Source organism: Roseomonas sp. F4, assembly GCF_053891155.1.
Genome location: NZ_JBSSHK010000002.1, coordinates 603,102 through 623,733, shown reverse-complemented (window position 1 = coordinate 623,733; position 20,632 = coordinate 603,102). Strand labels below are relative to the sequence as shown.

Annotated in this window: 21 protein-coding genes; 10 read left to right on the top strand and 11 right to left on the bottom strand. The window is 67.4% G+C overall.

The window, feature by feature from the left end:
* Nucleotides 1-2: 2 nt before the first annotated feature.
* From ACVFYP_RS10310 to ACVFYP_RS10290, 5 genes are read right to left on the bottom strand one after another with little or no spacing between them, the layout of a single operon-like run.
* On the bottom strand, nt 3-323 hold the full coding sequence (locus ACVFYP_RS10310) for a YdhR family protein (protein ID WP_499200085.1): 321 nt from the start codon (nt 321-323) through the stop codon (nt 3-5).
* A gap of 2 nt (nt 324-325) precedes the next feature.
* A complete protein-coding gene (locus ACVFYP_RS10305; protein WP_216872604.1) occupies nt 326-517 on the bottom strand; it encodes a hypothetical protein in 192 nt (63 codons plus the stop codon).
* A 23-nt stretch (nt 518-540) separates the two neighbouring features.
* A complete protein-coding gene (locus ACVFYP_RS10300) occupies nt 541-1,386 on the bottom strand; it encodes a fumarylacetoacetate hydrolase family protein (RefSeq protein ID WP_499200084.1) in 846 nt (281 codons plus the stop codon).
* A 37-nt stretch (nt 1,387-1,423) separates the two neighbouring features.
* Nucleotides 1,424-2,173 (bottom strand): SDR family oxidoreductase, encoded by a 750-nt coding sequence (locus ACVFYP_RS10295; RefSeq protein WP_499200083.1) that lies wholly within the window; start codon nt 2,171-2,173, stop codon nt 1,424-1,426.
* An 11-nt stretch (nt 2,174-2,184) separates the two neighbouring features.
* Complete coding sequence (locus tag ACVFYP_RS10290; protein WP_499200082.1) at nt 2,185-3,975, bottom strand: IlvD/Edd family dehydratase; 1,791 nt, start codon at nt 3,973-3,975, stop codon at nt 2,185-2,187.
* 307 nt (nt 3,976-4,282) lie between these two features.
* On the opposite strand from ACVFYP_RS10290, the gene ACVFYP_RS10285 reads away from it, so the two are divergent.
* Together ACVFYP_RS10285 and ACVFYP_RS10280 are read left to right on the top strand one after the other, a co-directional pair.
* Nucleotides 4,283-5,020 (top strand): response regulator, encoded by a 738-nt coding sequence (locus ACVFYP_RS10285; RefSeq protein WP_499200081.1) that lies wholly within the window; start codon nt 4,283-4,285, stop codon nt 5,018-5,020.
* The gene (locus tag ACVFYP_RS10280; RefSeq protein WP_499200080.1) at nt 4,992-6,518 is read left to right on the top strand and encodes a PAS domain-containing sensor histidine kinase; all 1,527 of its coding nucleotides are present in this window, start codon (nt 4,992-4,994) and stop codon (nt 6,516-6,518) included. Before ACVFYP_RS10285 ends, ACVFYP_RS10280 begins: the two co-directional genes overlap by 29 nt.
* A gap of 4 nt (nt 6,519-6,522) precedes the next feature.
* Here ACVFYP_RS10280 and ACVFYP_RS10275 read toward each other — a convergent pair whose 3' ends face one another.
* Both ACVFYP_RS10275 and ACVFYP_RS10270 read right to left on the bottom strand, forming a co-directional pair.
* The gene (locus tag ACVFYP_RS10275; protein ID WP_499200079.1) at nt 6,523-6,846 is read right to left on the bottom strand and encodes a hypothetical protein; all 324 of its coding nucleotides are present in this window, start codon (nt 6,844-6,846) and stop codon (nt 6,523-6,525) included.
* A gap of 105 nt (nt 6,847-6,951) precedes the next feature.
* Nucleotides 6,952-7,995, bottom strand: a complete 1,044-nt coding sequence (locus ACVFYP_RS10270) for an alpha/beta hydrolase (protein ID WP_499200078.1) — start codon at nt 7,993-7,995, stop codon at nt 6,952-6,954.
* 119 nt (nt 7,996-8,114) lie between these two features.
* Here ACVFYP_RS10270 and ACVFYP_RS10265 point away from each other — a divergent pair, with 119 nt between their 5' ends.
* The 3 genes from ACVFYP_RS10265 (at nt 8,115) to ACVFYP_RS10255 (ending at nt 11,045) form a co-directional block, all read left to right on the top strand.
* Entirely contained in the window at nt 8,115-9,524 is a 1,410-nt protein-coding gene (locus ACVFYP_RS10265) for an MATE family efflux transporter (protein ID WP_499200077.1), read from the top strand.
* Between the two features lie 26 nt (nt 9,525-9,550).
* The gene (locus ACVFYP_RS10260) at nt 9,551-9,973 is read left to right on the top strand and encodes a hotdog fold thioesterase (RefSeq protein WP_499200076.1); all 423 of its coding nucleotides are present in this window, start codon (nt 9,551-9,553) and stop codon (nt 9,971-9,973) included.
* 70 nt (nt 9,974-10,043) lie between these two features.
* Nucleotides 10,044-11,045, top strand: coding sequence for an asparaginase (locus ACVFYP_RS10255; RefSeq protein ID WP_499200075.1), 1,002 nt, complete (start codon nt 10,044-10,046; stop codon nt 11,043-11,045).
* Nucleotides 11,046-11,107: 62 nt separating this feature from the next.
* Here ACVFYP_RS10255 and ACVFYP_RS10250 read toward each other — a convergent pair whose 3' ends face one another.
* Nucleotides 11,108-11,965 carry a cell envelope integrity EipB family protein gene (locus ACVFYP_RS10250; RefSeq protein WP_499200074.1) on the bottom strand — a complete coding sequence of 286 codons (858 nt, stop codon included), beginning with the start codon at nt 11,963-11,965 and terminating at the stop codon, nt 11,108-11,110.
* Between the two features lie 30 nt (nt 11,966-11,995).
* Nucleotides 11,996-13,813 (bottom strand): aspartate--tRNA ligase, encoded by a 1,818-nt coding sequence (aspS, locus tag ACVFYP_RS10245; protein WP_499200073.1) that lies wholly within the window; start codon nt 13,811-13,813, stop codon nt 11,996-11,998.
* Nucleotides 13,814-13,922: 109 nt separating this feature from the next.
* Here aspS and rnd point away from each other — a divergent pair, with 109 nt between their 5' ends.
* Nucleotides 13,923-15,104, top strand: a complete 1,182-nt coding sequence (rnd, locus tag ACVFYP_RS10240; RefSeq protein ID WP_499200072.1) for a ribonuclease D — start codon at nt 13,923-13,925, stop codon at nt 15,102-15,104.
* 283 nt (nt 15,105-15,387) lie between these two features.
* Complete coding sequence (locus tag ACVFYP_RS10235; protein WP_499200071.1) at nt 15,388-15,954, top strand: lipid-binding SYLF domain-containing protein; 567 nt, start codon at nt 15,388-15,390, stop codon at nt 15,952-15,954.
* A 188-nt stretch (nt 15,955-16,142) separates the two neighbouring features.
* On the opposite strand, the gene ACVFYP_RS10230 is transcribed toward ACVFYP_RS10235, so the two are convergent.
* Nucleotides 16,143-16,769 carry a transposase gene (locus ACVFYP_RS10230; protein ID WP_499200070.1) on the bottom strand — a complete coding sequence of 209 codons (627 nt, stop codon included), beginning with the start codon at nt 16,767-16,769 and terminating at the stop codon, nt 16,143-16,145.
* Nucleotides 16,770-16,962: 193 nt separating this feature from the next.
* On the opposite strand from ACVFYP_RS10230, the gene ACVFYP_RS10225 reads away from it, so the two are divergent.
* The 3 genes from ACVFYP_RS10225 (at nt 16,963) to ACVFYP_RS10215 (ending at nt 19,073) form a co-directional block, all read left to right on the top strand.
* Nucleotides 16,963-17,466, top strand: a complete 504-nt coding sequence (locus tag ACVFYP_RS10225) for a DUF5675 family protein (RefSeq protein ID WP_499200069.1) — start codon at nt 16,963-16,965, stop codon at nt 17,464-17,466.
* A gap of 69 nt (nt 17,467-17,535) precedes the next feature.
* Nucleotides 17,536-18,498, top strand: coding sequence for a hypothetical protein (locus ACVFYP_RS10220; protein WP_499200068.1), 963 nt, complete (start codon nt 17,536-17,538; stop codon nt 18,496-18,498).
* A 17-nt stretch (nt 18,499-18,515) separates the two neighbouring features.
* Complete coding sequence (locus ACVFYP_RS10215) at nt 18,516-19,073, top strand: hypothetical protein (protein ID WP_499200067.1); 558 nt, start codon at nt 18,516-18,518, stop codon at nt 19,071-19,073.
* 48 nt (nt 19,074-19,121) lie between these two features.
* On the opposite strand, the gene ACVFYP_RS10210 is transcribed toward ACVFYP_RS10215, so the two are convergent.
* Complete coding sequence (locus ACVFYP_RS10210; protein WP_499200066.1) at nt 19,122-20,621, bottom strand: Ppx/GppA phosphatase family protein; 1,500 nt, start codon at nt 20,619-20,621, stop codon at nt 19,122-19,124.
* Nucleotides 20,622-20,632 lie beyond the last annotated feature (11 nt).

The window sequence follows — 20,632 nt, the reverse complement described above, 5'->3', positions numbered from 1 at the left end:
GTTCAGCGGAGGGGCGAAACCGGCCCCCGGTCGATGCGGGTCAGCACCTCGTTGACCCCGCGATAGCTCGCCTCGATCTCCGTCACGCCGCGGGCGGCCAGGCGCCGGGCGTGCATCGCGTGATAGGCCTCGGCGGCGGCGCGGGTCTCGAACAGATAAACGCCGCCGGCACGGCCGGCGGCGGGCTCCTCGGTCCAGATCTTCCAGATCAGCCCGGCCTGGCCGGCGATATCCTCCGCCAGCGGCTTCAGCGCCTCCGTCCGTTCCGGACCGAAGGCGCTGTTGGGAAAGTCGAAGATGAGGACGGTCGGGCCGTCCGACATCCTCAGGGCGCCGGCGGGGCGGCCGGGGCGTTCAGGTCGAGGAACTTCAGCGGGCGCCAGCCGGAGACGTTGTTGGCCTCGAAGCTCAGCTTCCAGGTCCGGCCGCTGCTGCTGTCGACCAGCACCACGAACATGCCGGTGCCCACCGGGCAGGCGACAACCTGATAGCGGCCATTCTCATTCGACTCAGACATTACCAAAGCTCCTGCATCCAACGTCAGGCGTAAGATATCGTGCGTTGCACCTGTTCGCCTAGGCCCTGAATCGACAAACGCATGCTTTGTCCCGCTTTTAGAAACACGGGCGGCTTCTGACCCAGGCCCACACCAGGGGGTGTACCGGTCGAAATCACATCTCCTGGGTGCAGTGTAATAAAATGAGACACGTAGGACACGAGATGCCGCACGCCGAAGATCATGGTGCGCGTGGAACCGTCCTGCATGCGGACGCCGTCCACATCCAGGTTCATCGCCAGGTCCTGCGGGTCCGCGATCTCATCCTTCGTCACCAGCCAGGGGCCGAGCGGGCCGAAGGTGTCGCAGCCCTTGCCCTTGTCCCAGGTGCCGCCGCGTTCGATCTGCCATTCGCGCTCGGAGACGTCGTTGCACACCGCGTAGCCCGCGACATGCTCCATCGCCGTCTCCTCCGGCACGCATTTGGTCAGGCTGCCGATGATGATGGCGAGCTCGACCTCCCAATCCGTCTTCACCGAATTCTTCGGGATCATCACATCGTCATTCGGGCCGCAGAGCGCGCCGAGCGACTTCAGGAAGACGATCGGCTCCTTCGGAATCGCCGCCCCGGTTTCCGCCGCGTGGTCGGCGTAGTTCAGGCCGATGCAGACGAAGTTCTTCATGCCGGAGACGGGCGGGCCGAGGCGCGGCGTGCCGGTGACGGCCGGCAGGCTCGAAGGATCGAGCGCCGCGATCTGCGCGAGGCCGGCGGGGGACAGCGCGACCCCCGCCAGATCCGGGATCACGCCCGAAAGGTCACGAATGGTGCCGGAGCTGTCCAGCAGGCCGGGTTTTTCCTGGCCCGGGGGGCCATAGCGCAGGAGCTTCATGGGAACCGCCTATAGTCGTGTTGGGGGGATTGGGGAATTACAGGGTCCAGCCGCCATCGATCAGGATGGCCTGGCCGGTGACGAAGGCACTCTCCTCGCTGGCGAGATAAACGGCCAGCGCCGCCATCTCCTCCGCCGTCGCCAGCCGACCCATGGCCTGGCGCGCGACGAAGGCGGCGCGCGCCGCTTCCTCGCTGCCGGCCGCGGCCGCATTGGCGGAGATGCGCTCCCCCAGGCTGGGCGTGTCCACCGTGCCAGGGCAGATCGCGTTGCAACGGATGCCCTGGGTCACATATTCGGTGGCCACCGACTTGGTCAGGCCGATGACCGCGGCCTTGGTGGTGCCGTAGACGAAGCGGTTCGGCGCGCCTTTGATCGAGGAGCAGCCGGAGGACATGTTGACGATGGTGCCGCGCTTGCGCTCCAGCATCCCCGGCAGCACCGCCTGCACCATCTTCCACATCGACCGCACATTCAGCGCGAAGCCGAAATCCCATTCGGCGTCGGTGGCCGTCAGCACCGTGTTCTGGTGCACGAAGCCGGCGCAGTTGAACAGGATGTCGAGCGGCCCCGCCGCCGCGATGGCGGCCGTGATCGCCGCATCGTCCAGCACATCGAGACCCTGCGTTGTCAGCCCCGGCACCGTCAGATCGGCGAGCTTGCCGACATCCTTGTCGGTGGCAATCACCGTCGCGCCCTCGGCAGCGAAGGCAAGCGCGGTGGCGCGCCCGATGCCCTGCGCCGCCGCCGTCACCAGGCAACGTTTTCCTGTAAGCCGTCCGGCCATGGACCCGCTCCTCAGTGGTTGTGCCGGCTTTCGCCGCGCGTCTCCAGGATGTTGAGGAACAGCGTCGCCGGCTCCAGGCAGCCGCCGGTGCCGAGCTGGCCGACCATGCTGCGATAGATCTCCTCCCACGGCGTCTTGTGCAGCAGCACGGGCGCGGTCCAGGCGGCGCGGCGTGCTTCCATCTCCTCCGCCGGGATCAGCACATCCACACGCCGCGCCTTCAGGTCGATGCGGATCGGGTCGCCGTGTTTCAGCAGCGCGAGACCGCCGCCCACCACCGCTTCCGGCGTGACATTGAGGATGGAGGGCGAACCGCTGGTGCCGGATTGGCGCCCGTCGCCAATGGTCGGCAGCGCCATGATGCCGCGTTTGATCAGCGCTGCCGGCGGCTGCATGTTCACCACCTCCGCCGCGCCGGGATAGCCGACCGCGCCGCAGTTGCGCACCACCAGCACCGTCGTCTCGTCGATGCCGAGGTCGGGGTCCTCGATGCGCGCGTGATAATCCTCGGGTCCTTCGAAGACGGCGACCTTGCCCTCGAAGACATCCGGGTTGGTGGTCAGGAAGCGTTCCCGGAACGCCTTGTCGATGACGCTGATCTTCATCACGGCGCTGTCGAACAGATTGCCGGACAGCACGATGAAGCCCGCATGTTCCTTCATCGGCTTTTCGAATGCGCGGATCACTTCGCGGTCCGGCTCGGGCAGCCCCTCCAGATTCTCCGCGACGGTCTTGCCGGTGACGGTCATCACATCGCCATGCAGGATGCCAGCCTTCAGCAGCTCCCGCATCACGCCAGGCACGCCGCCCGCGCGATAAAAAGCCTCGCCCAGGAAGCGGCCGGCGGGCTGGCAATCGACCAGCAGCGGCACATCGGCGCCGACGCGCTGCCAGTCGGACAGGTCGTGCTCCACGCCCATGTGGCGGGCGATCGCCACCATATGCACCGGGCAGTTGCTGGACGCGCCGATGGCCGAGGCCACCATCACCGCATTCTCGAAGGCCTTCTTGGTCATGACGTCGGACGGCCGGAGATTGGCCTTCACCATCTCCACCGCGCGCACGCCTGTCATATAGGCCATCTGCGCGCGCTGCCGGTACGGGCCGGGGATCGCGGCGCTGCCCGTCATCGTCATGCCCACGGCTTCCGCCAGGCTGTTCATCGACAGTGCCGTCCCCATCGTCGAGCAATGCCCGACACTGGTGGAGCTGGCGGCCACCATTTCGATGAAGCCCTCATAATCGATCTCGCCGGCCGCGAGCTTCTTCCGCGCCTCCCACACGATGGTGCCGGACCCCGCCAGCCGCCCATGCCACCAGCCATCCAGCATCGGCCCGCCCGGCAGGGCGATGGCCGGGATGTTCATGGTGGCGGCGCCCATCAGCATCGCCGGCGTGGTCTTGTCGCAGCCCGTGGTCAGCACGACGCCGTCGATCGGATAGCCGTGCAGGATTTCGACCAGGGAGAGGTACTGAAGGTTCCGGTCCAGCGAGGCCGTGGGCCGCTTCAGCGTTTCCTGGATGGGATGCACCGGGAATTCCAGCGGCACGCCGCCCGCATCGCGAATGCCCGCCTTCACCCGCTCCGCCAGCGCGATGTGGTGGCGGTTGCAGGGGGAGATGTCGGAGCCGGTCTGCGCGATGCCGATCATCGGCCGCCCCGACTGCAATTCCGCCCGCGTCATGCCAAAGTTCAACTGCCGCTCGATATAGAGCGAGGTCATCCCCGGATCCTGCGGATCGTCGAACCAGCGCTGGCTGCGTAGACGGAACGGCTTCTTCGTCTGGTCGTGGTCGTCCATGGGCCCCCTCCCCTTCGGCTGTTGCCGTTGGAGGGAGTGAGGCCCCGCGCCAGGCTTTCGTCAACCTCTCCCCGCCCCAGCGGGCCTCAATCCCGCGCGGGCAGCCGTGACAGCCATCGGCTGGACAGCAGGGACCAGAGGCATTCGGCATTCAGGGACATCGCGGCGCGGCTCCGTGGGCGTCCCCTGATGCCCCGGCGCCGGTTTCGTCGCGATTTCGCGCAACCCGCGCCCTGTTGTGCTTTATTGCGCCGCCGCGCTGATCCATGCTGGCGGCGTTGCCGGATTCCGAAGGACATTGCCGCCCATGGCGGAGACACCCGCCATCATCGTCTGCGACGATGAGACCGACCTGCGCGAAGCCATCGCAGAATACCTCACCCGCCGCGGCTTCGCCGTGCGCCAGGCGCCGGATGCGGAAACGCTGCGCCGGCTTCTGGCCGAGCAGATGGCCGATCTCGTGCTGCTGGACATCGCGATGCCGGGGGAGGACGGGCTCTCGCTGGCCCGCGCGCTGCGCGCCGAATCCGACATCGGCATCGTCATGCTCTCGGCGGCGGGGGATGTCGTGGACCGGGTGGTGGGGCTGGAGGTCGGCGCCGATGACTACATCGCCAAGCCGGTCGATCTGCGCGAATTGCTGGCCCGGCTGCGCGCCGTGCTGCGGCGGAGGGAGGCAACGGCCGCGGCCCTGCCCGCGGCACCGCCCAGCGCGCTTCCAGCCGCCGCCCACCGCATCCGGATGGGCCGCACCTGGCTGGATCTGGAAGCCCGCCGCCTGACGGGGCCGGAGGGGCAGGAGATTCCGCTTGGCCCCTCCGAATTCGCACTGCTGCGCGCCTTCGCTGAACGCCCCGGCCGGGTGCTGACGCGGGAGGCGCTGCTGGACCTCGCCCATCCGCGCGGGGAGGAGCATTTCGACCGCTCCATCGATGTCCGCATCGCCCGAATCCGGCGCAAGGTGGAAGCCGTGCCGGATCGCCCCGCGGTCATCCGCACCATCCGCGGCGCCGGCTATGTCTTCGACCCCAGCGCCGAAAGCTGACCCGATTCCGGGCGAGGAAGCGGATGTCGCCTTGCTGCGCGGCGTGCTGGATGCGGCGCCGGCGCGCGTCTGCGTCGTCTCCCGCGACCGGCGCTACCTGTATGTGAACCGCGAATTCGCCGAATTCGCCGAGCGGCCGGCCGAGGAGATCCTGCGGCTTCGCACCCGCGACCTGGTGGGTGAGGAGGTCGCGGCACGGCTCGACCCCTATGCCGACCGGGCCCTGGACGGGGAGGTGGTCAGCCTGGAAGGCTGGATCGACTACCGCCGCAGCGGCCGCCGCTTCATCGCCTGGACTTTTACACCTTTCCGCACCGTCACCGGCCGGCAGGACGCCTTCATCCTGTACATGCGCGACCTGACCGAAGCGAAGCTGCGGGAGGAGGAGGCGGAGGCCAATCGCGACCGGCTGCGCGCCATCCTGGAAGGCATCGCCGATGGGGTGAACATCGTCGGCCCCGACGCCCGACTGGTGCTGGCCAATCCCGGCTTCCTGCGGATGTTCGGCTTCCCGCCCGAACTTGGCGCGCCCGGAACACCGCTGGCCGATTTCGTCCGCAACCGCCTGCGCCGCGCCGATCTCCGCCCCGATGAGGACCCTTGCGATGCGGAGGAATCGCTGGTGCTGCGCCGTGTCGCCGACATCATGATCCGCCCGCCAGGTCGGCAGGAGGAGATCCGCCCCGATGGCAGCATCATCGAACTGCGCACCACCCGTCTCGCCGATGGCACGCTGGTCAACACCTATAGCGACCTGACCCTGCAGCGGGAGGCCGAGCGCGCCCGCCGCGCGAACCGGGAGGCGATGCGCCGGAACGAGCGGCTGTCCGCCATCGCCTCCCTGCTCGGCGGCGTGGCGCATGAAATCAACAACCCCCTCGCCGTCGTCGCCGCCCAGGCCCTGCTGCTGGCGGAGGAGGCGGAGGGCACGCCCCTGGCGCAGCGGGCGGAGAAGGTGCGCCTCGCCGCCGAGCGCTGTGGCCGCATCGTCACCAGCCTGCTCGCCTCCGCCCGGCAGCAGCCGCCGAAGCGCGACAGGGTCGATCTGGCGCGGGTGGTCGAGGCCGGGCTCGATCTGGCGGAGCCGGCGGCCGGAGAGGCCGTGGCGGTGATGACGGAGTTGCCGGCCGAGTTGCCAGGTGTTCTGGGCGATGCGGTACAATTGGCGCATCTGGTCGGCAATCTGGTGGGCAATGCCCGCGCGGCCCTGGCAGGCCATGCCATGCCGGAGGGGCGCGCGCCCCATATCGTCGTCCGGCTGCGCGCCTTGCCGGAGGCCGTGGAGTTGCGGGTGGAGGATAATGGCCCGGGGATTCCGGAAGCGCTGCGCGAGCGCGTCTTCGACCCCTTCTTCACCACCAAGCCGCAGGGCCAGGGCACCGGCGTCGGCCTCGCTCTGTGCCGCACCATCGCCAAGGCGCATGGCGGCAGCATCGGGGTGGAAACAGCGGCGGGGGGCGGGGCCGCCTTGGTGGTGCGGCTGCCGCGCCCCGCCTGACCCGCTACTGGATGTTGAAGTCCGTCAGCTGGCAGGTGTTGCGCTGGCGCCATTCCTGCGAACGGCCATTGCCATAGACCACCTTGATGTCGTTCACGCATTGGCCGCCCGGCAGACGGATGGTCAGCGACTGGCCGGATGCCAGCACATTCGCGCCGAGCCGGTCAGGGCCCCAGCCATTTTCATTGGCCGAGGAGACATAGACCTCGCTGATCGTGCCGCCGGTCCGGTTGTTCAGCCGGAAGGACGGGTCCTGCGCCAGGGCGCTGCCGGCCAGGCCAAGGCTGGCCGCGACGACGAGCGGAAGGACGCGCCGGAAGAAAGCCATTTTCGAAACTCCCTGTCCCACCGGAAGCGGCGAGGACAGGGGGATCGTGGGGCAACAACGGAGCCGAAACGAAGGCGCCCTCGGGGCGAATTCGCGGCGCCGAAATCAGGCCGCCGCTTCCTCCAGGAAGCCCTGCACCGCCTGGAACAGCGCGCCTCGATTGCGCTCCATCCACATGTTGTGGGTGCCTTCCGCCAGCACGGTCATGCGCTTGCCGGGGGACTGCGTCATCAGGCCGAAGATGGCGAAGCCGAGCGGCGCGGGCGTGGTGCGGTCCCATTCGCCGACCACGATCAGGCAGGGCGCGGTGACCTTGCCGGGCTCCCACCACGGCTTGCCCGCATTCCAGAACTCCCGCCCATCCGCCACCGGCCCGTTCGGCACGCGAAGGACGGAGGGGTTGGCGCGGATGCCATCGGGGTCGAGTGCCCAGGTGACGCCGGCAAAATGCTCGAACCAGCCGGGCGGGATCAGCCCGGCGCGCTGGGCTTCCGGCGCCTGGGCCAGGATGCCTTCCCGCAGCGCGCGCTGGGTCAGCGGCCGCCACGCACCGAGCGGCCCGCCACCGGGGTCCGTCCGGCTCGGCCCGTCACGCAGCCAGGGCGGCGCGAACAGCACCAGGCGTTCCACCTGCGCGGGCTGCTCGGCGGCGAAGCGCCCGACCAGCTTGGTGCCCCAGCTATGGCCCAGCAGCGACAGCTTTTCGAGCGACCGGCGCTGCCGGATGAAGGCCACCGCGGCCGCCAGATCGGCCAGCGCCTGTTCGCCGCGCGCCACCGGCGGGTTCTGGTCGGCAGGCTGGGACAGGGCGGCGGGGCGGGTGGAACGGCCGAAGCCGCGCACGTCCAGCGTCCAGACATCGAAGCCGCGCCCGGCAATGTAGTCCATCCAGGACACGCCACCGAAGGGCAGGTCGAAGGAGGAGGAGGCGCCAAAGCCCGCCCCATGCACCATCAGCAGGGTGCGGCTGGCGCCGGACGTGGCGCCTTCCGGCCGCTTGTTGCGCAGGAACACCTCGATGCCCTCACCGCTCGGCACCATGAACTCCTCGGTGACAATCTGCGGCGCGGCCTGGGCGCGCGCGGCACCTGGCAAAGCGGTGGCCAATGCGGCCAAAGCGGGCGCGGCGAGGATGTGGCGTCGCTTCATGAACCAGGCTCCGGACGTCTGTGGCCGCCAATGTAGCCCTGGCATCGTCCGCCCCCAAGGGCCGCGCGCGCGAAGGTCACGGGACGGCGGCGGCGATCCGGGCTATGCCCTCGCCAGCCATGTCACACACAACAAGCACCACCACCGGCAGGCTCGGCGCCTGGGGACCGGAAGTCTGGACCACGCTCGCCCTCGCCTGGCCTCTGGTGCTGACGAACCTCTCGCAATTCGCCCTGTCGCTGACCGACGCGCTGTTCCTCGGCCGGGTGTCCACCGAAGCCCTGGCGGCCGCGACGCTGGGCGGCAACCTGTACTTTGCCGCACTTTCCCCGGCCTTCGGACTGGCTTTGGCCGCAGGCCCCATGTGCGCGCAGACGCGCGGCCGGGGGCGCGGCCATCTGCGCGGCATGCGGCGGGATGTACGGGCCGCCTTCTGGGCCTGCGCGGCGGCCACCATCCCGGTCTGGCTGGCGCTGTGGCATACGGAAGCGCTGCTGCGCGGCCTGGGCCAGGACCCGGTTCTGGCGGCGCTCGCGGCCGAATATGTCGGCGCGCTGATGTGGGGCATGCCGCTGTTCTGCGGCTTTGTCGTGTTGCGCGGCTTCCTCTCCGCCGAGCAGCGTCCGATCTCGGCCCTGGTGGTGTCCTTCCTGGGCGTCGCGGTGAATGTGCCTTTGAACTACTGGCTCATCCATGGCGGCGCCGGCATCCCGCCGCTCGGCGTGTTCGGCGCCGGCATCGCCTCCGCGCTGTGCAACCTGGTGATGTTCGCCGGTCTGGTGAGCTTCATCGCCTGGGACCGGCATCTGCGCCGCTACCACCTGTTCGGCCGGCTGTGGCGCTACGACCTGGCCCGGCTGCGGGAGGTGGCGCAGATCGGCCTGCCCATCGCCGGGTCGATGGCGCTGGAGATATCCGTCTTCGCCTTCGCCGCCATCGCCATGGGCTGGTTCGGCGCCGTCGCGGTGGCCGCCCATGCCATCGCGGTGCAGATCGCCTCCGCCACCTTCATGGTGCCCATGGGTATCGCCCAGGCGGCGACGGCGCGCGTCGGGCTGATGACCGGCGCGGGACGGGCCACGGCGGCGGCGCGCGCGGGCTGGATCGGCATCGCGCTGGGGGCCGGTTTCATGGCGCTGTCGGCGACGATGCTGGTGGCGCTGGCCGGGTCGATCGCCTGGCTGTTCCTCACCCCCGACAATCCCGGCGCGGCGGAAACCGCGGCGCTGGCCGCGACCATGCTGGTGCTGGCCGGGCTGTTCCAGCTCTCCGACGGGGTGCAGGCCGTGGCCTCCGGCGCGTTGCGCGGGCTGAAGGACACGCGGGTGCCGATGCTGCTGGCCGGGCTGGGCTATTGGATCATCGGCCTGCCGCTGGGGCTGCTGCTGGCCCTGCCGGGGGGATTCGGGCCGATCGGGCTGTGGATCGGGCTTTCCGCCGGGCTGTTCCTGGTGGCCGGCATGATGCTGGCCCGCTGGATGCGGCTTTCCGCCAGCGGTGGCTTGACGCTGCGCCGCCGGCTGGGATGACTGGCGAGGAACTCGTGGAGGCTGGCATGTCCTTGTGGAAGCGCGACTGGACCCCGGACCAGATCAATGCCCGCATGGCCGAAAACATGTCCGGCCTGCTTGGAATCACGGTGACGGAGATCGCGCCGGATGCGCTGCACGCCACCATGCCGGTGGATGCCCGCCACGCGCAGCCCTTCGGCCTGCTGCATGGCGGCGCCAGCGTGGTGCTGAGCGAGACGCTCGGCACCTTGGCCTGCATCATGACCCTGCCCGGCCACCAGCGCGCCGTGGGCATCGAGGTGAACGCCAACCACATGGCCGGCGTGAAGCGCGGCGAGGTGGTGACCGCCATCTGCCGCCCGCTGCACACCGGTGCCCGCACCCATGTCTGGCAGACCGAGATCCGCCGCGCCGACGGCAAGCTCGCCTGCGTCTCCCGCCTCACCTGCGCCGTGGTGGATGCGTGATGGCCTGCTGGGCCGTCAAACGCGGGGCGGACGGCCTTTCCTCGTGCCCGAACTGGAGAACGACCACCCCATGAGCAAACCGAAAGTCGCCGTGATCGGCACCGGCGGCACCATCGCCTCCCAGGGGCTGCATCCGCTGGATGTGCAGGACTATGCCTCCTCCGGCCGGCCGATCCTGGATGCCGCGGCGCTGGTCGCCGGCGTGCCGGACCTGGCGCGCGTCGCCGATGTCTTCGCCGTGCCCTTCACCGCCATCCCCTCCACCGCCATCGGCTGGTCCGACTGGCGCGCTTTGGTGGCGAAGATCGTGGAGCTGGAGGCGGCGCATCCCGACCTCGCCGGCGTCGTCATCACCCATGGCACCGCGACGCTGGAGGAGACGGCCTATTTCCTGTCCCTCACCCTGCCCACTGACCTGCCCGTGGTGGTCACTGGCGCGCAGCGGCCCTTCACGGGCCTGTCCTCCGACGCGCAGATGAACCTGGTGGCGGCGGTGCGCGTGGCGGCGGACCCGCAGGCGCGCGGGCTCGGCGTGCTGGTGGTGCTGAATGACGAGATCCAGGCGGCGCGGGAGGTGACCAAGACCTCCACCGGCCGCATGCAGACCTTCCGCAGCCCGGATGTCGGCGTGCTCGGCCATGTCGATGCCGACCGCAACACCTTCTGGCGCCGCCCCACCCGGGTTCTGCCCGTGGCAGACCGCTTCGATATCCTCGGTCTGGAACAGCCGCCCCGCGTCGATGTGGTGTATTCGGTGGCAGGCGGCGATGGCGTCGCCGTGCATGCCTTCCTGGCCGCCGGCGCCGCCGGGCTGGTCGGCGCGGCCCTCGCCCCCGGCTTCCTGACGCCCGCCGAGCGCGGCGCCATGGTGGAGGCGATCACCCAGGGCTGCACCGTGGTGCTGTCCTCCCGCGCCGGATCGGGGCGGACCTTCCCGACGAAGCGCTATGGGGAGGAGGGCTTCATCAATGCCGACAACCTTAACCCGCAGAAGGCGCGCATCCTGCTGATGCTGGCGCTGACGCGGACCAAGAATCGGGCGGAGATCGCGGCGTTGTTCGACGCCGCGTGATCAATTGTCGGGCGGGGGTCGTTCGGGCCGGTCCAGCGACCGGCCCGCTGATCTGATCCCGCTCAGCAGCCGCCGGGCAGCGGGGAGAGTTCCAGCGCCCGGCCGGTGACCGAGAACTCGCCGAAATCCATGACGATCTCATCGGCCACGCCATTGTCGTAATAGCGCAGCCCGACCTCGTAATCGGGCTGAGACGCGCCGCCGGAGGCCGCGCCGCGCTCGAAGAAGGCGATGCGCATATGGCCGGAGGCCGCGCCCGCCAGCAGCGGGAAGCGCGCGTCGCCGGCCGCCTGCACCCAGCTCGGGATCACCGTGGTGGTATCCTGCGCGCCCTCATCCGAAGTGCCATCGAACAGCGGCGCGGTCAGGATGCGCTTGCCGGCGCGGGCGGCTTCCACCGCGAGCACGGTGTGGCGCATCGGCAGCAGCGTGCCGGGCGGCAATGTCTCCTCCTGCCCCGCGGGCTCCGCGAAGCGGACGGTGCCGGAACCGTCGGGCTGCAACGTCGCCTCGCCGGAGATGCGCTGGCTGACCGCGCCCTCCGTCGTCTGGGTCAGGGAGAACCGGAGGCTGGAATTGTCCTTCGCCTCATAGGTCGCGTAGTCGGAGACGGTCTCGATATCCCGCCCGTCCCGGTCCGTCACCGTCATGGTCATGCGCTGACGCGTGGCCCAGCCCTCGCAGGCATCGGCCACGTCGAAGACCATGGCGCCGCGCACCGCGGCAATCCCGGAACTGCGGCCCTCGCCGAGGTCCAGCCGATAGGCCGCGCGATGCGGCGCCATGCGGGCGATGCCGGCCGCCAGCGCCTCCGCCGACACGCCGGCGCGCGGGCCGGCGGTGATCGCCGGCTGGGCCGCCGCGGGCAGAGCGAGGCAGCACAGGGCGGCGAGAAGGCTCAGGCGGCGGGTCTGAGGCATGGGGACTCCGGAATGCGTGCTGCGCTGCATCTAGGAAGCCTTGGGGCCGCCCGCACCACCCTTCGGCGGCGGCAGGTCCAGCTTGATGGACAATTCCTTCAACCGCGCGGCATCGACCGGCGCCGGCGCGCCCATCATCAAGTCTTCCGCCTGTTGATTCATCGGGAAGAGAATGACTTCGCGAATATTCGGTTCATCAGCCAATAGCATAACAATGCGGTCGATGCCGGGGGCGGAGCCACCGTGGGGGGGAGCGCCGTAGCGGAAGGCGTTCAGCATGCCGCCGAAGCGGTCTTCCACTGTCTGGGCCGTATAGCCGGCGATTTCGAAGGCGCGGACCATGACGTCGGGGCGGTGGTTGCGGATGGCGCCCGAAGACAGCTCAATACCGTTGCAGACGATGTCGTACTGATACGCCTTGATCTTCAGAGGATCCATTGTATTCAGCGCCTCCAGCTCCCCCTGCGGCATGGAGAAGGGGTTGTGGCTGAAGTCGATCTGGCCGGTATCCTCGTTCAATTCATACATGGGGAAATCGGTGACCCAGCAGAACTTGTAGGTGTCCTTCTCGATCAGCCCCAGTTCATTGCCGAGCCGCGTGCGTGCTTGCCCGGCCAGCTTGGCGGCGACGTCCACCTTGTCGGCGGCGAAGAACACCGCATCCCCATCCGCCAGACCGCAGGCCGCCTTGATGGCCGCCACACGCTCCGGCTGGAGGTTCTTGGCGATCGGGCCGCCGGCCTCTCCATTGGCGAAGGTGATGTAACCGAGGCCGCCGGCGCCCTGTTCGCGGGCCCATTCGTTCATCTTGTCGAAGAAGCTGCGCGGATTGCCGGCCGCCCCCGGCGCCGGGATGGCGCGCACCACCGCGCCTTTGTCCACCGCCCGGGCAAACAGCCCGAAGCCGCCGCCCGCAAAATGCTCCGTCACATCGGCGATGCGGATCGGGTTGCGCAGGTCCGGCTTGTCGGAGCCGAATTCGAGCATGGACTGGTCATAGGGGATGCGCGGGAAGGGCGCCGGCGTCACGGACCGCTTGGTGCCGGAGAAGGACGAAAACTCCTCGAACACCCCCGACAGCACCGGCTCGATGGCGGCAAAAACGTCTTCCTGTGTCACGAAGCTCATCTCGAAGTCGAGCTGGTAGAACTCGCCCGGGCTGCGGTCGGCGCGGGACGCCTCATCCCGGAAACACGGCGCGATCTGGAAGTAACGGTCGAAGCCCGCGACCATGGCGAGCTGCTTGAACTGCTGCGGCGCCTGCGGCAGGGCGTAGAACTTGCCGGGATGATTGCGCGCCGGCACCAGGAAGTCCCGCGCACCTTCGGGGCTGCTGGCCGTCAGGATCGGCGTCTGGAATTCCGTAAAACCCTGGTCGATCATGCGGCGGCGGATGCTGGCGATGACGGCGCTGCGCAGCATCAGGTTGCGGTGCTGGCGGTCCCGGCGCAGGTCGATGAAGCGGTAGCGCAGGCGCAGATCCTCGGGGAATTCCTGTTCCCCCGCCACCTGGATCGGCAGGACCTCGGCGGCCGACTGCACGGTGACCTCGGCCACCCGCAGCTCGATCTCGCCGGTCGGCAGCTTGGTGTTGATGGTCGCGCCTTCCCGCGGCACCACCTGCCCGGTCACGGTCACCACCGATTCGGGCCGGGCGCCGTCCAGCGTCGCGAAGGCGTCGCTGCCCTGGGCCACCACGCATTGGGTCAGCCCATAATGGTCGCGCAGGTCGACAAACAGCAGCCCGCCATGGTCGCGCTTGCGGTGCACCCAGCCCGAAAGGCGGACGGTCTTGCCGGCGTCGGCGGCGCGGAGCGCGCCGCAATGATGGGTGCGGTAGGCGTGCATGGTGAATTGGCCTGGCGGTGATGTGCTGAAGCGGCAAACCGCCCGACCGCGCCCGCGATGTCAAGGGCGACGCCTTCCGCCGGGGCCCGGCGGGCGCTACAGACATCCCATGAGTCGCCGCACCCCGGGCGCCGAAGCGGCGCCATACCTCGTCACCGACACCGCGGCGCTCGCCGCCCTGTGCACCCGGCTCCGCGCCGAGCGCTTCGTGACGGTGGATACGGAATTCATGCGGGAGCGGACCTACTGGCCCGAGCTCTGCGTGGTTCAGCTCGCCGGCGACAATGAGGTCGCGGTGGTGGACGCCCTGGCGCCCGATATCGACCTGACGCCGCTGGGCGAATTGCTGGCCGATACGGCGGTGATGAAGGTGTTCCACGCCGCCCGGCAGGATGTGGAAATCTTCCTGCTGCGCTTCCACGCGGTGCCCACGCCGATCTTCGACACGCAGATCGCCGCCACCGTCGCCGGTTTTGGCGACCAGGTGAGCTATGACCAGCTGGCCCGGTCGCTCGCCAATGCGCAGATCGACAAGGCGCATCGCTTCAGCGACTGGGCCGCCCGCCCGCTGTCGCCGGCGCAGATCGCCTATGCCGCCGCCGACGTCACCCATCTGCGCCGCATCTACACCGCCCTGACCAGCAAGCTGGAGCGGGAGGGCCGCACCGCCTGGGTGGCGGAGGAAATGGCGGCGCTGGCGGAACCCGCCACCTACCTCCAGGACCCCGAAACGGCCTGGGAAAAGCTGCGCCCGCGCAGCAACAACCGCCGCTTCCTCGGCCTGCTGCGCGCCGCGACGGCCTGGCGGGAGCGGGAGGCGCAGCGCGTCAACATCCCCCGCCAGCGCCTGGTGAAGGACGAGACGCTGCTGGAAATCGCCGCCACCGCGCCCAGCAATGTCAATGAGTTGGCCCGCGCGCGCGGCATTTCGGAAGGCTTTGCCAAGGGCAAGTCCGGCGCCTCCCTTCTTCTGGCGCTGGAGGCGGCGAAGGCGCTGCCGGAGTCCGAACTGCCGGAAGCGCCGAAGGAGCGGGGCGGCGGTGCCAACCCCTCCCCTGCCTTGGTCGCGCTGCTGAAGGTGCTGCTGGCGGCGAAAAGCGAGGAGCACCAGGTGGCGCCTCGCCTGCTGGCCAATTCCGAGGAGCTGGAACGGCTGGCGGCCGGGGAGACGGAGCTGGCCGCCCTGCAGGGCTGGCGGCGCGAGGTGTTTGGCGAGGCGGCGCTGGATTTGCGCGCCGGGCGCGTGGCGATGGGCGTGGATGGGCGGAAGGTGCGGCTGATCCGCAGTTAGGGGTTCGGGGGGGGAAGGTGTCTCCCCCGGCCTGGGTTCACGCATGCGTCCGAGGTGAGTGGGGCGCGCAAGTATATGAACTTGCGCATACATTCCTCGTCCCCCCTCACCCAACCCTCTTCCCCCAACGGGGGGAGAGGGTTGGGTGAGGGGGGGGGCGCCGCAGTACTAGGTACCGCTCACCCACCCGCACCGCCCAGCTCCCCAGCGATATTTCGCCCGGTCTGCAACCGCCATGGACCGCCAACGTTCTTGGCTGCAACCCGACCCCTGGAGCTGCACCATGCCCATCGACCGCCGCACCCTCGCCCGCCACGCCGCCATCGCCCTGACCGGCGGCAGCCTGCTCTCCACCCTGCCGGTCGTCGCCCATGCGGCGACCCGCGCCGAGATCGACGCACAGGTGGCGGCCGCCATGGCGACGCTGCGCGCCCAGTCCAACACCGCGCCGCTGTTCGAGCGTGCCCAGGCGGTGCTGATCTTCCCGCGCATCGTCTCCGGCGGCCTCATCATCGGCGGGCAGTATGGCGAGGGCGCGCTGTATCGTGGCAACCAGCGCCAGGCCTATTACCGCATCGCCGGCGCTTCCTTCGGCCTGCAGGCCGGTGCGCAGGTGGCCGGGCTGGCCATGTTCTTCATGACCGACGAGGCGCTGCGCGCGCTTCAGGCGGCCGATGGCTGGGAGATTGGCACCGGCCCGTCCGTGGTGGCGCTGGACCGCGGCGTGCAGGCGAATGTGACGGCCACGACGCTGCGCGAGCCGGTCTACGCCGTGACCTTCGCCCAGGAAGGCCTGATGGCCGCGCTGGCGATCAACGGGACCAAGATCACCCCGATCAGCCCGGACTGAGCGGGGCGGCGCCGGGGTCGTCCGGGGCCATTTCCGATTTTCATCGATGCCGCCCCTATGGCGGTGGCGAGGGCCGGGGGCCAGCGGAAGCTGGGCCCCGGCCTTTTTCATGGCCTCCGCCGGCGCTGGTTTGTGGGAAATAGCCTTGGCGCCGATCCGGGCCAATTGAGGCGGCTTTGTGGCGGGCTTCACACCCGCCTTTGGCTGCGCAGCACCAGATGGCGGCCGCGGCGCGGCGCCTTCACCACCAGCCGGGGCAGTTCCGGCACATGCAGGCGCGGCGGCGGCAGGCCGCGCAGGGTGCGGCGGGGGATGCGGGGCATCGCCTCATAGCCCAGGGGTGGCAGCGGCATGCCGGGCTCGTGCGGCGGCACCTCCGGCAGCAGGGCGGGATCGAAGGGCAGCGCGCTGAGCAGCCCCAGGCCCCGCGCCATGAACAGGCTGTAGGGCGTAAGCTGCCGCGCGGCGCGCCGGAAGGCGCGGACGATGCGCCATTCCATGCTGTCCATCGCCGGGTCCGAAAAGGGGTGGCGGGAGACGGCGAGCAGCAGCCGGTCCAGCGTGCCGTTGCGGGCCTGATACATCAGCGCGCTATGCGCCGTGCCGTAGTCGCAGAAGTCTTTGGGCAGCGCCGCCCAGGGGTCCGTGCCGCAGGCGACCCAGAAGATGGCATCCCAGATCCTGCGGCGGTCCTTTGGTGGGCGGCCACGGCCGATGGGGAGGTAGTGGGACAGGGCGGCCCATTCGGCATCGGTCATGGGGACCCAGGCATGGGGGGCGGTGGGACGGAGGGCGTAGGTGAGCGGGGGTTTCATGGGGGCCTCGCGGGAAGGGTGCAGGGCCTTATAGGAACATTGTCTCCCATCCATGCAAGCATTTCTTCCTGTACGCGGTCCGCTCGCCGCCGCCGCAACACGGGCGAAACCGGACGAAACGCCCGCAACATCCCCCGCCGTGGTGCGGGCCCTACCCTCCGCTCACCAGCGTCCCCCTGTCACGGAGAGCACCATGGAAATCAATCTGCGCCGCCATGTGGCGGTCGGGGATGCCACGATCGGCACCATGACCATCGGCGACTTCACCTGCTACACGCTGGAAGACGTGATCCGTGACACGAAGGTCTGGGGGAAAACCGCGATCCCGGCCGGCATCTATCCGGTGCTGATGACCGAAAGCCCCCGCTTCACCGAAAGCTATGAGAAGAAGGGGCTGGGCCGGATCGTGCCGCTTCTGGATGGGGTGCCGGAGTACACGGGCGTGCGCATCCATGTCGGCAATGTCGCAGAACACAGCCATGGCTGCATCCTGGTCGGCGATGACTGGGACCAGAAATCTGCCCGCATCACCGGCTCCGCCTCCGCCTTCAAGCGCATGATGAAGGCGCTGAACGCGGCGACGGGCAGCCATCGGATCACCATCGTGAACGATATCGGGGAGGCGAAGGTGAAGCTGAGCCATCCGCCGGCGCCGCTGTTCAATATGATGTATGCGCGGAGTTGTTTTCCGGCGTAGCCTCCCCGGTATGGCCAGACGAACCACGACGCCAAAATCGCCATAGGTGTTTTTCCCACAACGCGCGACATGTTACGGTTGCGTTTGGGATGGACTTGCTTTATTGCTCGCCAGACAAATGCTATCCACACCTCAGATCGTCCGAGCGAGAAAATGGCAACTAAAAACAAGCTACAGCGCCGCGTCGATATTTTTAATTTCGCCTCTTCCACAGAAAAAGGCGCCGGCCCGTACGAGGAAGTTTTCTTAAATCTTAAGAAGAAGTCGCCATTCGAAAGCACCGCCTCTTTTCAAAAAAAAGTTCGCGTTACCTATGTCGAAATGATGGATTCTGTTTGGATTATTGAACTCTACAATATTATTGAACGACTTGACGTGCTCGAGGTCAGCGCTCAACCTCAGCCAAACGACAAACCAACCTTCGTCGTACCTCGCGCAGAAAAGAGCTTTGCAACCAGAACATGCGCGGTATTTAATATTAAAACTCGAACTTGCTGCATTGAGTACGTCCACAATGGGCCAAAATCTATTGATTTTTCCGAAATACTCTCCCAAGAAGCCTTCAAGATCACTCAAAAAAAAGGCACGCACTTTGCCTTAACCCCAGTAATTGGAAAAAGTTTTCTTAGTGAAATAAAGAGTTTTGAGCGCATTAGGCAGGTTCGGGTTGTATTTGAGCGCCCAAATCCAGGCTGGGGGGATATCGGTATTTTAGCCGATGCCATTGAGGGCTCAGGTGACGCCAGAAGAGAAGTCGTACTTACGGCACCTCGCAGCGGATCCATCAAAAAGACTAAAGGTATTCTTGAATTTATAACCGATTCGATCAAATCCGGAACAACCCCGATGTCTAGTGTTGTTGTAGAGGGCAAACGTCCTGGCGACGCTGGTGAAACACGCATTAGCTCAGAAAAATCTGTCGCCAAACAAGTAGTTTCTCTACCTATTACAGAAAACGAAGGCCTCTACAGAAGAGGCTTTGTGGCAGCAACGCTGCCTATGTTCGGGTCACAGAATGGAAGAAAAAATTGACGCCCGCGCTTTAAAAAATGAACGCCATCTCAAAGACGGTTGCCAAATCGACGGCAGGCATTATTTTTTGCCGTCATTTTGCGGCATTCTTTGCCGCATTCCAAATTTTTTGTTATTTCATCAGGCCATTGGCAATTTCGGTTGTTGAAAGTAAAGATTTTGCCAGTATAATTTTAACGTATAATGCACTGGTTCTTAGTCTGAGTTTAGCGTCAATGACTCTTGTCATAGCAATACCATCGCAGGCCTTTATACAATTTTTGGCCGAAGAGCGCAAAATCAACTCAAAAATAATAAATCCGTTCCAGAATCTAATTCTGTCATTTTATCAATGCGCCGCAGCGCATTATTTTTCTCTCTTACTTGTGGTGTTTATCTACATTTTTGCCGGAAACACCATCACCCTTCAAAATTTATTTAATTATGAGAGTTTTTATAGTTACTTTTTTGTTGTACAGGCCTGGTCCATTGTTCTTTTTGGGTTTGCTTTGTGGGACATAGCAAATCTGGGTGTTCTCTATGCCAATTTTCTAGCAAAGAATGGGATTTCGCCTAAGGGAAATTCTAATATTTAAATCGCCACAGTGCTGATTTAATTATCATTTTCATTATGCCGCCTGCCGCTATAGCGCCGCCACCTCGACGCTCGGCACCAACCCAAGCGCAGCGGCCAGCGAATCCAACCGGCGCTGCACGCTCTCCCCCGCAAAAACGCCGCTGCCTTCGACCAGCCGCAGCTGCAATTCGCCGCCGCGGCGGCGGAGCGCGGTGCCGGCCAGCAGGACCGGGGTGCCGCCCGAAAGGGTAAAGGCCAGGCGCAGGGCGGCACCCAGGGTTTCGGCGCGCTTCACCGCGGAGGGGTCGAGCAGTTGCTTGGCCGTGTCCAGGAAGGGGGCGTTGGTGTCGGCCTCGTAGCGAAGGGCGACCACCATCGCCAGGAAGGCGCGCTGGTGGTGGTCCAGGCCCACGCCGGGCTGGCGCAGCACGCGGAAGAAGGCGTGTTCGGACCGGTAGTCGGGGTGGTCGTGGCTGCCGCTGTCGGCGATCCAGCAGGACGCCTCCCGCATCGCGGCCTGTTCGGCGGTTTCCTCCTCGAACAAGCCCTCGGTCCAGGCTTGCAGGGCGCGGGGCAGGTCGGGGTCGCGGCCCCAATGCTGGGCGAGCTCGCGGCCGGCGGCCAGCATCGGCTCCTCCTGCCGCACCTGCTCGGTCAGCAGGCGGCTGTACCAGCCCTCCCGCAATCCATTGGCGGAAAACACCACGCGGCGGGCGCCGGTGGCGCGCAGCAACCGGCGCAGCACCACGGCGGCATAGGCCATGTCGCCCAGTCGCTTGGCGGGCGCGCCCGGCATGCTGGCCAGCATCTTGCGGTCGGCCTTGGCGACGACGCCGGCCAGGTCCCGCGCCTCCTCCCGCCGCAGCACGTAGTGGTGGACGATGGAAAGCGGGTAGCTGGTCTGGGCGATGTGCATCCGGGCCAAGGCGCGCCAGGCGCCGCCGACCAGGTAGAGGTCCCGCCCCTCCCCGCGCTTCAGCCAGGGCACGCGGGCGAGGTCGGATTCGACGATGGCGCGGGCCTTGCTCGGGTCGCCGCCCGCGCGGTCGGCCAGGCGGATGGCGCCGATGGGCAGGGAGACGGCGTTGGTGGCGCGGCCGCGATCCAGCTCCACCAGCTCCAGCGACCCGCCGCCGATATCCCCCAGGATGCCATCGGCGCCGGGGAAGCCGAGCAGCACGCCATCGGCGGAGAACATCGCCTCCTCCTGCCCCGTCAGCACGCGGACGGACAGGTCCGGGTGGCGGTCGCGCAGGGCGGCGATGAAGTCGGGGCCGTTCTCGGCATCCCGCGCCGCGGCGGTGGCCAGAACCTCCACCCGTTCCGCGCCCATGGCCTGGGCGACGGCGGCGTAGCGGCCCATGACGGTCAGGGCCGGGCCGATTGCCTCCTCATTCAGCAGGCCGGTGTTCTGCAGGCCTCGGCCGAGGCCGAGCACGGCCTTTTCGTTGAAGATGGTCAAAGGGTTGCGGGTCAGACCCTCGAACACCACCAGGCGCACGGAGTTGGAGCCGAGGTCCACCACCGCCAGGCGGGGCGGTGCTTCGATGATGCGGCTGCGGGGCATGGTGCGGTGCA